Source organism: Streptomyces sp. L7 (genome assembly GCF_050990935.1).
Classification (GTDB): Bacteria; Actinomycetota; Actinomycetes; order Actinomycetales; family Microbacteriaceae; genus Leifsonia.
Genome location: NZ_CP194644.1, coordinates 3,603,473 through 3,617,417, shown reverse-complemented (window position 1 = coordinate 3,617,417; position 13,945 = coordinate 3,603,473). Strand labels below are relative to the sequence as shown.

Below are 13,945 nucleotides of genomic sequence, written 5' to 3'. Positions count from 1 at the left end.
TCGGGCGGCCGCGAGGCCACGCGCCTCATTCGGCCGCCTCGACCGCCAGGGTGGCGCCGCTCCCCAGGTCGATCACTGTGCCGATGACGACCGTGGTCGGCTCGCCGCTCCGCAGCTTCTGCGGTGACGCGTCGGGAAGGATGACGAGGGTGCCGTTCCGGGAGTGCAGGTCGGTGACCACGACGCTGTCTCCTTCGACCGCGACGGCGACGTGCGACCGCGAGATGTCGTCCTCGGCGCTCGTCAGGGTCACCGGCCGCGCGCCCCGGAGCGATGGGACCGCGGCGACGCTCGGCGCTCGACCCACGACGATCGGCACGTCCAGGGATTCCCGGCGGCCGTCGGAGAGCCGCACGGCGAACTCCGGCCGCGCCGGCACCGCTGCTGCTTCCGGCACTCCCTCCGCGCGCTCTCCCGCCGAGGCGCGCCGGAGCAGCTCGCCGCTCATCACCGTGAGCCCGTCGTGGTCACCGTCTCCGCGGCCGTCGCCCAGCGGGAACGAGTCGGTGATGAAGCCGGGCAGGTCGATGCGCTCCGGTGTCGGCTCCTCGTCCTCCGGCCGCACGGCGGCCTCCTCGACGCTTCGGAACATCGTCGCGCCGAAGAGGCTGTCGTAGCCCCCGGCCGCCGGAGCCGCGGGCTCAGCCGGTTCCGAGTGCGATGTACCGTCGGAATCCGCCGGGAACCCAACGAGAGTCGCCTCCGGCACCCGGAGCTCGGGGCCGGGGTGCCCCGGTTCCGCCGGGACGATCGGGTCGGGTGGCACGATCGGGTCGGGTGGCAGCGGGAAGAGGGGCCCGGTGTCGCGTTCGCGCTTCGGGGGCGAGGCCACCGTGGCCGCCACGTCCTGCACCCGCTCGACGGCGGACCAGGCCAGCCCCGTCGCGTGGACCACCCCCTCCACCAGCGGGAGTGTTCCGGAGCCGACACCGTCCCCGAGGGTGACGGCGTCCGCCTCGGTGAGCTGGGTCTCCACCCACGACGACACGCCGGTCGCGCGCACTGTGCGTTCCCGTCCGCCCTCCGTGACGACGGCCGACGCCGCGCCTCGCACGGCCAGCAGCACCGCGTTCGTGGAGACGTCGAGCAAGGCGAAGGACGGTGTACGGCTCAGGCCTGCGGAGACCAGCGCGTCGAGCGTCTCGGCGAATCCGATGCTCACGGCCGGAAGCAGGGCGCGCAGTCGCAGCGGATCCGATTCGGCCACGAGCAGCCCTCGCCCATATCCGGCGACGACCGCCCACTCCCCCTCCGCCGCCTGCTGAACCTGGAACACGGACGACTCACCCCCTCGGCTGTGTGTCTTCGAGCGCGCGGCCGCTCACCCCGTTCAGGCGTTCGCGTGTCTCGACCGAAGCGGGAGCGAACTCACGCGTCACCGATTCAACCACGATCGCGGTGATATTGTCGTGGCCGCCTGCCTCGTTCGTCGCAGCGACCAGGGCGACCGCGGCATCGGCCGGGCTGCTCTGAGCGAGGATCTCGGCGATGCGCCGGTCGCTCAACTCGCGGGTGAGTCCGTCCGAGCAGACCAGGAACACCTGCCGGCTCTCCTCGGGGACCAGGAGACTGTCGACAGCGACGGAATCGTCCGCCCCGAGAGCCCGGGTGATCACATTGCGCTCCGGATGCGCGGCGGCCTGCTCCTCGGTGATCAGTCCCGCGTCCATCAGCTCCTGGACAGCCGAGTGGTCGACGGTGAGCCGGCGGAGGTCACGGCCGTCCCACCCGTACACACGCGAGTCGCCGACGTTCACGATCATCCACTGCTCCACCACGACCCCGGGGACCCGCACCCGGACGACCCCCGTCAATGTCGTGCCTGCGACCGCGGCACCGGACTCGTCCGCGCCGGAGAGAGCACGCACGGCCGCGTTGGCCTCATCGATCGCCTGGATGACGTCATCCGGAGTCGGCCGGCTGCCCGGCCGGAGTGCGCGCGCCAGGCTCTCCACGGCGGCGCGACTCGCCGCGTCACCACGCGCGTGGCCGCCCATGCCGTCGGCGACGACGAACACCGGGTCCTGCGCCAGAGCGCAGTCCTCGTTCACCTGACGCACCATTCCTGTGTCGCTGCAGACGCTCACACCGACGACAGGGCTCATGCCGGGTCGCTCTTCCTTCTCTTCCGCTGGAAGAGAAGCGACCGTACGAACAGGCCGAAGAAGAAGCCCGCGAGTACGCAGCACATCAGCGCGATCGCGTCGAAGGCGGTGACGGTGGACAGCCCGGCGAAGGCCACCACGGCGACGATGGACGCCAGCAGCGGGAACCTCCCCGGAAGCGCGACCGTCATCGCACCGACGATGAACGCCAGAACGGCGGCCCACCAGTCCTGACGCAGGGCGTCGCCGAGATGCCCCTGCTGCACGAACCCGAAAGCGATGAACGCCGCCGGAACGACCGTCCCCAACGGGATCGTCCTCATCAGGTCCTGCCGACGGGACCGCGCCATTGTGCTCACTTGAACCATTCTGCGGCTTTGTCGATGCCTGGGCTCTCCGCACCAGCCACCGTACTGCCGATCAGCGCACCTCCCCAGAGCGCTTTCGTATTCCGACCGGCGAAGTTGAGAACGCCGTCGTTGCTCCTGACACCGAAGTGCGATGCCTGCTCGAGGCTGTTCATCCCGCGCGGATCCGGCGGAAGGACATGTTCGGCCCCCGGGACGCTGCTGGCGTAGGAGGTCGCCATGCTCGTCCCGCCGGCAAGCGTCCCGGCGGTTGCGACGTGGGTCCAGTTGATCGGCTGCCCGGGGCTGGCGACGACCTGGTTCACGATGTCGCCGCCCGTCCCGCCTGCGGCGTTGATGCCGGCGGTGAAGAGGCGGGCCGTCACGCCCGTCGTCGCGCCCCTGGTGCCGTCCGCCAGGAGATTCCTCGCTATGGTGCCGCCGGCAGGTCCGGCGCCGCCGCTGACCGCGCCCGCGAAGGTGCCTCCGGCGAAGGCGCCGGCGGCACCTCTCCAGGTGAGGTGGCTGTGATTCATGGCGAGATAGCTCGCCTCACTGCCTGCGCCGCCGATGACTCCGTTGAGCCCGACGGAGTACGCCAGAGCGGTGGCACCGTTCGCGCCGGCGGACAGTCCGGCCGCCCACGCGCCGGCCCCGCCCGTGGCGGCGCCGATCACCATCGTGACGCCGACCTGGCCCCAGTCGACCGTGCCTGTCGTGAACTTCTGAATGGCCGTGTCGGCGCCGCCCGCGATGAGCGCCCCCGCCCCCGCCATGAGCGCGATTCCTGCGGGACCGCCGACACCCGTGCACATCAGGGCGATTCCGCCGACGATGGCGGCGCCCGCGGCGAGGTACTCCCAGTTATGGCTCACCCAGTTCGTGCTGGCGTCCCAGGCCTGGGAAAGCCATCCCTGCGTCTGGGCCCTCAGCTGAGCATCCGTGAGAGGGTGCAGTCCGGTGGGGTCGCTGAAGGCCAGTGGGTTGTTGCCCGCGTAACTGTACGGATTCGCTGCCCATCCCGCTCCGATCACGGGCGGCACGGGATCGGTGGCCAGGAATGCGTACGTCGACGGGTCGTACGGCCGCGCCCCGAGCCATTCCAGTGGTGCGAGACCTCCCGGGCGGTCGAGAGCGAGCGTGCCGTTCGCGGTGAGCCCGAACCCATCCGGGAGCGGAGCGACGGAGTCGACCAGCCACGGGTTCATCGTGTCGCGCCGGGTGTCGCGCCACCCGGCGCTCTGCCACCGGCCCCCGACGCCGGTGACCGGCCCGATAGTGAGAACCGGCGTCTCACCGACGCCCACCAGGGCCGGGATCGCTGAAGCGGAATCCCACCACAGGGCGTTCGAGCCCGCCTGTGCGAGCTGCCCGAGCGCGTCGACCCGGAGCTCCCTCGCGACGATGCTCCCGTCCTGTCCCGTGAGGGTCATCCGAGAGAGCCAGCCGGTGGTTCTCCACTCGTACTCGAGAGTGGCGCCGTCCGGCTCGACGGTGCGGATGCGCGCACCGCTCGGGTCGTACTGGTGGGCCGTCGACGTGCCGTCGCCATGCTGGACCTCGACGAGCTGCCCCGACCGGTCGTACGCATACGATTCGCGAACCCCGTCACGCGCCTGCCACGCCACGCGGCCGCCCGGATCGAAGGCCCAGCTCTGGGAGACTCCCTCGGAGACCACCTCCGTGAGCTGCTCGGCGAGGTCGTAGCCGTAACGGGTTACAGCACCGTCTCGGGTGATCGATCTGATACGGCCGTCCTCGTCCCGGTCGATCTCGGTGGTCGACCCGCCGCCCGTTCCGGCCGTGGTGTGAGCGGTGATCATCCCGTCGGCCCACGTCCACGAATGACGGGTGATCCCGCCGGAGGGTTCCGTGGTGACGGCCGCCGTCAGCTGCCCCGCTGCATCGTGGGTGAGCACGACCGTTCCGAGCACAGGATGCTCGACCTGTTCGAGCCGCCCCGCGGCGTCGTAGCGGTACCTGGTGGTTCGACCGAAGGCGTCGACCATGCTCGTTCGGCGTCCGGCTCTGTCGTAGCTCCAGGCCAGCCCGCGCGGGGTGTCGGCGCCGGACGAGCGCAGGTGCCGGGTCAGCCTTCCCTGATGATCCCACTCCTTCAGATGCGAGACGGGGACTTCGCCGGTGCGGTCGTCGATGGTCACCCGCCGTCGGGCCGGGTCGTACGCGTTCGCGCCGATCACGCGACCGTCGGCGCTGGTGGTCACGACCCGCCCGGACGCGTCGTACGTGAAGCTCAACCGGTGGCCTGCGGCATCCTGCTGCCACAGCGGGCGCCCCGCGGCGTCGTATCCGGCAGTGGTCGTCCGGCCGAGTGCGTCGGTCGTGGACACCAGCCGATCCATGCCGTCCCAGGACTGCGACGTCACGCCGCCGGTCGGATCGATGGTTCGGACAAGTCGGCCGTTGTCGTCGTACTCGAACCGGGTAACCGCCCCCAGGCCATTGGTGACGGACGTCAGCTGTCCCGCCACGTCGTACGCGAAGCGCCGGGACCCCCACCAGGAGTCGACGGCGGAGGTGACCCGGCCGGTCTTGTCGAACGTGTAGGTCGCAGTGCCGGAACCGGGCTGATGCACCTGCACGAGACGCCCGCACGCATCGTATTTCGCCCAGGCCGTATCGCCGTTCGGCAGGGTCTGCCGGACCAGGAGCGAATCCGCGTCGTACTCTCGCGTGGTCACCCCGCCGTCCGCCCCGATCACCTCGGCGAGTCGACCGCACGCGTCGTAGACATAGCGGGTGGTCGCACCTGTCGGGTCCGTGACCTCGACCGGCCTGCCTGCGGCATCGCGACGAATCGCCGTGAGCGCGCCCTCGCCGTCGAGGATCTCGACGACGCGCCCGCAGAGGTCGTACACACAGGTCAGCGGATCTTCGCCGTCGGATGCGACGTCACGCGGCCGGCCGAGAGCGTCCAGTCGCACCGTGGTGGCCAGCAACCCGTCGTCGAAGGTGACGGCCTTGTCGGCGACGTCGAGAGCGACCCCGTTGGCGACACCGGTCGGGTCGACCGCCGCCGTCCGCGTTCCGTCCGTGTCGTACCGGTTCTGCCACACGCCGCCGGTCGGATCGACCGTCGTGACCAGGCGCGACAGGGCGTCGTGCGTGTACGACCAGGTGGATCCGTCCGGAAGGCGCAACTCCGCCAGGTTCCCGAGGTCGTCCACCTTCCGGGTCGTCACCCGTCCGAGCGGATCGACGATGCGGGACTCGACCCCCTCCGCGTCGTATTCGAACGCGGTCCTGCCTCCGTCCGGGGCGATCTGTGCAGAGAGCCGGCCCGCGGCAGTGTGCTCGAACCGCCACACCCCGCCGTCCGCATCCTGACGAGCGACCAGCCGGCCGGTGTCGTCGTAGGAGTAGGTCGTGCGATGCCCCGACGGAGTCACCGCCGCCACCAGGCGGCCGGCGTCGTCACGTTCCAGCCTGGCCACGTCCCCGTCGGCGTTCGTCGTCGAAATGAGATCGCCGTGCGCGTCGTACCCGAACCGCAGGACGACGCCGGTCGGATCCGTCAGCTGCGACAGCACACCGCGCTCCCACGCCATCAGAGTGCGGCCGCCCTCGGGATCGATGACTGCAGAGGGGTTCCGCTGACCGCCCTCGTACTCGTACCCGGTGACGGAGTCGTGCGTGCTCCCGTCCGCGAAGCCGGCGACCACCGCGATCACACGGTCGGAGTCGTCATACCCGTACTGCAGATCCCCGCCGTCGGGAGTGAGGTGCCGGATCAGCCGTCCCCGGTCGTCGTATTCGCGCACCGTCCGTCGACCGGCACGGTCCGTCGCCGCGACCATTCCGCCGAACGGGTCCCATGCATACGATTGCCGGTTACCCTCCGAGTCGATCACGCCGATGAGCCGACCCTGGGGGTCTGCGATCCAGGTGTTCGATCGTTCGCCGTCCGTGTCGGCGACCTCGGTGACTCCGCCCGGCAGATAGCTGTACCGGCTCGTCCGGCCGAACGGCGATCGCTGCCAGGCGACCCGCCCCTCGTCGTCGTAGCCGTTCACCAGCAACGTCACGCCGTCCCCGTCGACGACCTGCTCGATGAGCCCCGACTCGACACCCCACACGTACCGGCGCACACCCGACGGACCGGACACGGCGACCAGACGATCCGCGTCGTCGTAGTCGTAGACCACGCGGCGACCGTCCGAGGCGACGATCGCCGTCACGCGGCTCGAGTTCCACTCGAGGGTGACCGAGCGCTCACGCTCGTGCACCAGGCCGACCAACCGACCGTCGGCACCGTACCTCGTGTCGACGCGACTGCCTTCGCCGCGCGCGAAGGACTCGAGCCGTCCCGAGGTCGTGAACCTCCAGACGCCGCCGGAATTGTCGGACACGGCCAGGCCTTCGCCGGACTGCTCGAGCCAGTGCGACGAGCCGGTCGCGCGACCCCAGCCGTCCTCCGTTCTCGGGAACACGACGTGCCGCCCGTCCGGCTGGACCCAGTGAGCCGAATCCTCCCCGAACGACAGCCGGGTCTCGGTCCAGGACGACCACCCCGGACCGAACGCGCCGGGCGCAGGGTCCACGGAGTTGTACATCCGGGAGAAGACGAGTGCGCTGCACGCACCCTCGAAGCCGAGGTCGGTCTCTGGCTCGATGAAGTTGCCGGTCGCAGTGTTCACCGGGTCATCGGCGTACCCGCTCGTCACCAGGCCGCCCTTGACCGTGGGCATGCTGATCGTGAGGTCCTGACGGCTCGCCGAGACGTGCGCCGCCGCCAAGGCCGCGGCAATGGCCGGGTTCGACAGCGTGCACACGCTGCCCGCACCTCCGGCTCGTTCGAATGCCGCGGCGACCACACCGGCCCAGCCCGCCTCCTGGCGGTTGCCGGAGATGAACTGCTGGAATGCCGCGAGCACACCGTTGGCATCCAGCGTCCCCCAGCCGCACGACGAGGTGAAGGCCGTGTATGCCTTCTGCACCGCCGCGTGCTGAGACGCGAGTACGGCGTCGTTCGCACCCGTGGTCGACGCGAACGACGTGAGGTTGTCCGGGATGGCCGACGATGTCCCCGACGAGGCGCCGCCGCCGGAACCCGGGTGAGGGCTCTGCCGCTCGCCGACCGCGGGCTTCGGAGCCACCGGGTTCAATGGCGGAGCCGGCGGACCCACGGGAGGGGTGTCGCTCTGGCCCAGCACGTTGTGCTCGACCCAGCCCACCGCCGAGCTCAGCACGCTCTGGTGCTTCTGGTCCTCGACCCACTTCCTGGCCGTCAGCCTGCGCTGTTGTTCGGCATCCGCGGCCTTCTGCAACTCCACGGCGAGGGTCGCCACGGCGCGGAGGGCGCCGGCGAGTTCGCCGGCGTCTCTCACCTGCGTGGCGCCGTTCGACGCGAAGAGGGTGGAGAAGTACCCCCGGAACTGCTCCTCGCCGCGCGACCGCGCCGCCTGCATCGAGCCCTTCTGGCCGTCGATGGCGCCCGCGGCGGCATGGCACGCCGAGATCAACGCGTGCGCGTCGGAAGCGGAGAACCTCACGTTCTCGTTGTACGCACCCAGATCAGCCATGGCAGTTGCTCACTCTCCTACGAACTTCGAACGCGCCGTCCATCGCGGAAGACGGGCACGATCCGCAGATCCGCCCGTCTCCTCGCGACGCGGAGGGATACGGAGTAGTGCTCGGGTCAGCTGCCGCCGCCGGCGGTGAAGATGTTCGTCGAGATCGTCTTGAGCTCGCGGTGGAGTTCGTCCAGCTTCTGGATCGCGTTCTTCAGCGCCGCGTTTGTGCTGGGCCACGTGTCGTTACGGAACGTCTCCGCCAACGGGCCATCCCAGTTGTTGGGCTCGGAGAGGATCTTGCCCTGCGCATCCAGGGCGCTGATCTGGTCGGTCAGACCGCCGTTGATGATCGTCTGAATCTGACCGATCGCCGCCTTCGCGGCTTCCGTCGACAAAACACGTGAAGACATGGATATCCCCTCATTCCAATCGCCTGCGGATCGCAGGACCCGATGTCGGCCTACCGGGTCGAGTTCCGGCCGGCTCGTTGAATCGATGCTAGGCCAGGCGCGGCCGCCCGTACATGGGCACAACTCCCCATGCTCACGGCAGCGGCAACTGCACGCGCTCCAGGGCGCCCCTCGCCACGTAGACTCCGCGGCCCGGCGGGAACTCGTTACGACCGGCGCGCGGCAGCGGTGTGTTCAGGATGATGTCGCCGTCGGTGCTCTCCGGTTGCAGCAGGAGACCCCGCCGGCTCGCCTTCGCTTCGCCGATCATCCCCCAGCTGGACGACCAACCGCTCGGGTCCCCATCCGCGAGAAGGAAGTGGTCGCTGCGATTGACCGCCTTGATGAGCTCGGTCAGCGACGCGTCCGCCGCGGACTGCGAGAAGTCCCCGATGGACTCGATGAAGACGCCGATCCGCTCGCCGCCCTCCTCGCGCACTGCGGCGCTCAGCCGGACCGCGAGCACGTCGGCGGTCTCTGCCGTCGTGGCGCTCTCGGCCCACATCGTCTCGCGCGAGGCGACCGACCGCGCATTGCCGATGTAGTACAGCCGGGCAGTCGGGTCGAAGCGCCGCACCGAACGGGCCATGGTGATGAACGCCGTGGTCCGCCCGCTCCCCGGAGGCCCGGAGAGAACCGTCGCACCGACGGGGTCGAAGCCGATCGGCTTCAGTTCCGTCTCGCCGATCCCCAGCGCGGGGCTGTCCCCGACCCGTTCGGGCAGCGCGGACTGCCGGTACTCGACCGGCAGGGAACCGACCGTGGGGGCCGGTGTCACACCGGCCCGCTCCATGGCCTCAGCGAGCTCCGTGACGTGGGCAGACTGCTCCGAGACCGCAGAAGAGCCGCCGAGCACGGCGATCTGGGTCTCCAAGCCGTCCACGATCGCGCGCCCGGGCGGCGATGCCGGCGAGAGAACGTCGACGGGCGCCCCCAGCATGCGATAGCCATCCTCGTCCGCGAGCCGAAGCACCACGTTGCGCTGCACACTGGCGGAGACCGAGCTGGGCACCGCGCCGCTGCGATCAGCGGTGAAGGCGATGTGGAGGCCCAGTTGGCGGCCGTCCGTGAGGATATCGCGGAAGATGTCGTACAGCGCCGCACGATTTCCCAGCGCCTCGTAGTCCTCCCGGAAGCTGGGAAATCCGTCGATCAACAGCAGGATCCGCGCTTCCTGCGGTTGCGAGGCGAGTGCGCGGTACTCCGCAATGGTGGATGCGCTGGCGGTCGCGAACCGGACGGAACGGTCGTCGAGTTCCTTGCGGAGCATACGGAACAGGCGCGCGACCCGCTCCACGTCGTCGCCCCGTACGACGGCGCCGACGTGCGGAAGCTGCTCGAGCATCCGCAGCGCCCCGGCCCCGAAGTCCAGGGCGTAGACACGCACCGGGCCTCCGCGCGGAGTGATGGCCGCCGAGCAGGCGAGCGTGCGGAGGGTCGTGGACTTGCCCGACCCGCCCGTTCCGTAAATGGCGAGGTTGCCGTCGATGTCCGGTTGGAAGTAGACGGGAACCTGCTCTTGACGCTCCGGCGCATCGGCGACGCCGAGCAGGAGCGCCGAGTCGGTGCGCTGACGCAGAAGGCTCAAGTCGTACGCGGGTGCCAGTTCGTCGAGCCACGGCCGTCGCGGCGCGGGCACGCCGGAGATCTGCTGCGCATCCACGACCGCCGCGACCAGACGCTGCTGATCGGTCGGGCCCGGGTCTCGCTTCAGGTCGGCATCCGGGTTCGCGGCGGCCGGATCCTGCCAGCGCACCTCGCCGCCGAAGCGGAGGTCCGCGATATCGATGCCGGCACGTTCCGGCTCCCGGCTCGTCCACCCTCCCGTGTAGCCGGCCTGGAACGGCGTGAGCCGGCCGGGGCCGCTCTTCGCCACGCCCCTGCCCGGGATTCCCGGGTCGAAATGGGCAGCCTCGTTCGTTCCCACCACATCGGTCGAGTCGGCATCGTCGGCCATCCGCAGCGCGACGCGCAGGTTGGTGTTCGCACGCAGATTGTCCCGGATCACGCCGGCGGGGCGCTGCGTCGCCATGATGAGGTGGATGCCGAGGGACCGGCCACGCTGGGCGATATCGACGACACCGTCGACGAACTCGGGCACCTCGCCGACCAGGGCCGCGAACTCGTCGATGACGATCACGAGTGCCGGGGGCTGTCGGGGTCGCCCCGGCGCTCGAGTTCGAGCAGGTCCTTCGCCTTCTTGCGGTTGAGCAGGTGCTCCCGATGCCGCAGCTCCGCACGCAGGCTGGTCAGCGCACGGCGCACCAGATGCGGGCTCAGGTCGGTGACGAGCCCCACGCAGTGCGGCAGATGCACGCAGTCCGCGAACGCCGAGCCGCCTTTGTAGTCGACGAGCAGGAACGCGACCCGATCTGGGCTGTACTCGAGGGCCATACCGAGAACCCACGCCTGAAGGAACTCGGACTTGCCCGCACCGGTCGTGCCGCCGACGAGCGCGTGCGGACCCTGGGTACGCAGGTCCAGGTGCATGGCGTCGATGCCCGCAGAGCCGACCGTGGCGCGGAGCGTTCCCGTGCGGCGCGCAGCGGGAGCCTTCCCGCTTCTGTCGTTCAGCGAGTTGTTCTGCCGCCAGCGGTCGACGACCGCGTCGCTCGTCTCCACCAGATCATGGCCGAGCAGTGACACCAGCGAAATGGATCGCGGCAAGTCGCTCGAATCCGCGATGACGGCGCCCGCATCGATGACCGCCGCCATTCGCCTCGCGAACTCGAGCGCTCGAGCCCCGTCCACCGTCTCGGTCGCGACGTCCTCGATGACCTCGCCCAGGCGTACGAGGCCGACGCGACCCGCGCCGCGCTCGTCCCCCAGTTCGAGGTAGGTGCGGCACACAGCGGGAAGCGCGGTGACGTCCTCGCCGATCCAGATGGGATAGACGCCGGCGTCGGCCGCGCGCTCGGCCAGCTGCACGAGACGCGCACGATCGACCGACGCATCGTCCGAGATGAGGACGACGACGGCGGGAATCGGGGCAGGCGTGCCCTGAGCGGCCTGATCCGCGCCCACCTCCGAGCCACGATCCAGTTTCGCCGGATCGGCCTTCATGGCGCCGCGGCGCTGCACCGACCCGGGTGCGAGACGGGAGTCGACCAGTCCCTCGAGCGCAGCGACGAGAAGGGTTCCACTCGCCGCACTGTCGGCGAGATGCCCGACTGCGAGCGGAGACTGGGGGCTCGAGGTGTGGGGGATCCACTTGAGCCACTCGAGTTCCGCCGACCAGCGCGGAGACACCACCGCGGCCACCGCCAGTTCCGCCGGCGAGTGCAGCGCCGTGAGCTGCACCATGATCGAGTTGACGCTGCCGACGGCCTGATCCGGCGATCCGGCGATTCCGAGCGCGCCGGACTCGAACAGGTTGTCGACGATCGGAACGTTCTCGACCGTCTCGCGGCGGGCGACCACGTCGTCCAGGCGGTCCTGGTACTCCTTGAGGATCTCCCCCGGGGCGCCACCGTGATGGTGTTGCGGCTCTTCATGCGCCCCACGCCCAAGCGAACGGTGAGGAACGACCAGTGTTCGGGCCGCCGCGTCCACAACCACGGACCGCGCCGGACGGCCTGCTCGAAGACATCCTCCGTCGACGGCGACTCTCTGCTGCGCAGCTCGCGCTCCGTGATCAGTTCTCTGTCGAGCTCGTCGGCCAGAACGCTGAGACGCTCGTCGAACTCCACGATGGATTTCTTCAGGCGCCGTTTTCCACGCGTCTTCTCGGTCATCGCGTTGCCCACCATCATCACGGGCGACATGAGGATGAAAAGCAGCGAGGTGATCTGCTGGGAGAACGCGAACATGAGGCCGCCCACGAGCAGCGGCGCGATCATGGCGAGGAGCGGGAAGGGCTGCGGCTCCAGCTTCGCCGGGACTTCGGGCGCCGCGAATTCGTGCCCGGCGTAGCGCACCTCCACCCTGGGCGAGCGATTGAAGAAGACCGGGCCCGCTCGAAGGGCCACCGGCGTCGCGTCCGGGTGCGTGATCGTGACCCTCAACTCGGAGTCGCCGATGAGCAGGGTCTCCTCGCGCGTGATGCGGAGGCGCGGAACGATGCCGCCGTCGACGACGATGCCGTTCGCACTGCCGAGGTCGACGGCCTCGACCGAGTCGGACGTCTCGAAGCGCACGTGCCGCTTCGAGACCAGGTCGTCGTGCAGCACGATGTCGCAGTCCGGGCCCCGGCCCAGGATGGTGGTGCCCTGCGTCAGGGGGAACCTGCTTCCGGCATCCGGCCCGCTCAGCACGGTGACCGTGGCGACGTCGATGCGACCGGCGGCATCCTTGCCGGCGAAGTGGACATCGGCGGGCATGAGCTGCACGACTGCCCCGCTCGCTATCCAGGCCTCCCCCACCGGCACGTCGGGCGGCAGCGGCACGGGTTCGGCCTGGCCGGGAAGTTTCGCCCGCAGGGTGAGCGGCGCCTCGTCGGAAGGCGGTGCGGACGCAAGCGCCTGCGTACCCCCGCCCATCGGATCGAGCCGTGCGATCGCGGTGGCGACCTCCGAGATGCTCGCTGCGGCATCGGTCGTCACGATGATGTCGGCAGGCGTGCCCGAAGGCCGGTTGAGCGTCAGCTTGAGGCGCATGACTGGATACTCCAGGGGTTGATCGACGCGTGCGGGCCGGCAGGAGATCGACGATGCGCAGGGCAAGCTCGACGACGCACCCCGCGCTACGACGTTCCCTCACCCTATCGGCCGGGCCCGTGCGGTCCGCGAAGCCCCGCACGGCATTCGAAGAGTTCGTGGTCGGCTGAGCGATCGAGCGAGCGAAAACGACCGGCTGAAGGGATGGAGCCGACGCAACCGCACCAGCTCCGCCTGATCATCGCGCCGAGGACCGGCTCGACAGCGCACTGCTGGAGCCGCCGGTCGCGATTCGCCGGGTGGTCATGGCCGGCCCGGCCCGTCGTCCGTGGGGACGAGGCCTGCGGCGGCGCGACCGCGCATCGCCTCGTAGACCAGGTCCGCGTAGCCGGTGAGCGCATCCTCGCAGCGTTTCAGTCTTCCGGCAGCCTGCTCGGCCTCCGGAAGAGACAGGATGTCGCGTTTCTTCAGCTCACGGAACCAGCGACGCAGCCGGTCCAGGCTCTGCTCCTCCTCCTCCAGTTCTCCGAAGGTCAACTTCTGCTTCGCGATCTCCCGGGCGATCTCGTCTTCGAACTTGCCGCAGTCCGCCTGGAACTCGTTCCACTCATCTGCACGGGCCGCAAGGAACGCGTCGCGGATCAAGCTGCGAGCGGCCTCCGTGCGCGGTGCCGCGTCGATCACCGCGAAGACTCCGTTGCCCGCCAGAGTGAGTTTCTCGGCTCGTTCCAGCGATGCCGCGAACGCGGGTGCGTCGGGAAGCGCCCACGCGCCTTGAGAGACGGGGACGGCGCCGCCCTTCCGCAGTTCGCGCCAGACGGCGACGCGATGCCGTGACGGTTCCGACGGCAACTGAACGAAGACGAGGACCCAATTCACTTCTGGTGTCACGCTCGCGATTGTAACCGTCGTCAC

The 13,945-nt window shown here is 69.8% G+C and carries 9 protein-coding genes; all 9 read right to left on the bottom strand.

Annotated elements, in window-relative coordinates; all coding sequences use genetic code 11:
• Window positions 1–25 precede the first annotated feature (25 nt).
• The 9 genes from ACR5MH_RS18310 to ACR5MH_RS18270 all read right to left on the bottom strand — a co-directional run bounded on the left by ACR5MH_RS18310 (window position 26) and on the right by ACR5MH_RS18270 (window position 13,921).
• The gene (locus tag ACR5MH_RS18310) at window positions 26–1,276 is read right to left on the bottom strand and encodes an FHA domain-containing protein (protein ID WP_431348499.1); all 1,251 of its coding nucleotides are present in this window, start codon (window positions 1,274–1,276) and stop codon (window positions 26–28) included.
• 7 nt (window positions 1,277–1,283) lie between these two features.
• On the bottom strand, window positions 1,284–2,105 hold the full coding sequence (locus ACR5MH_RS18305) for a PP2C family protein-serine/threonine phosphatase (protein WP_431348498.1): 822 nt from the start codon (window positions 2,103–2,105) through the stop codon (window positions 1,284–1,286).
• Window positions 2,102–2,464: a hypothetical protein gene (locus tag ACR5MH_RS18300; protein ID WP_431348497.1), complete on the bottom strand. Its 363-nt coding sequence runs from the start codon at window positions 2,462–2,464 to the stop codon at window positions 2,102–2,104. The genes ACR5MH_RS18305 and ACR5MH_RS18300 overlap by 4 nt, the downstream gene beginning before the upstream one ends.
• A complete protein-coding gene (locus ACR5MH_RS18295) occupies window positions 2,461–7,995 on the bottom strand; it encodes a DUF6531 domain-containing protein (RefSeq protein ID WP_433862025.1) in 5,535 nt (1,844 codons plus the stop codon). Before ACR5MH_RS18295 ends, ACR5MH_RS18300 begins: the two co-directional genes overlap by 4 nt.
• A 116-nt stretch (window positions 7,996–8,111) precedes the next feature.
• On the bottom strand, window positions 8,112–8,396 hold the full coding sequence (locus ACR5MH_RS18290; protein WP_431348494.1) for a pyrophosphorylase: 285 nt from the start codon (window positions 8,394–8,396) through the stop codon (window positions 8,112–8,114).
• A 133-nt stretch (window positions 8,397–8,529) separates the two neighbouring features.
• On the bottom strand, window positions 8,530–10,575 hold the full coding sequence (locus ACR5MH_RS18285) for an FtsK/SpoIIIE domain-containing protein (protein ID WP_431348493.1): 2,046 nt from the start codon (window positions 10,573–10,575) through the stop codon (window positions 8,530–8,532).
• A complete protein-coding gene (locus ACR5MH_RS18280; RefSeq protein WP_433862024.1) occupies window positions 10,572–11,498 on the bottom strand; it encodes an FtsK/SpoIIIE domain-containing protein in 927 nt (308 codons plus the stop codon). The genes ACR5MH_RS18285 and ACR5MH_RS18280 overlap by 4 nt, the downstream gene beginning before the upstream one ends.
• Entirely contained in the window at window positions 11,495–13,030 is a 1,536-nt protein-coding gene (locus ACR5MH_RS18275) for an FHA domain-containing protein (protein WP_431348491.1), read from the bottom strand. The genes ACR5MH_RS18280 and ACR5MH_RS18275 overlap by 4 nt, the downstream gene beginning before the upstream one ends.
• Window positions 13,031–13,333: 303 nt before the next feature.
• The gene (locus ACR5MH_RS18270; RefSeq protein ID WP_431348490.1) at window positions 13,334–13,921 is read right to left on the bottom strand and encodes a Chromate resistance protein ChrB; all 588 of its coding nucleotides are present in this window, start codon (window positions 13,919–13,921) and stop codon (window positions 13,334–13,336) included.
• Between the last annotated feature and the right edge of the window lie 24 nt (window positions 13,922–13,945).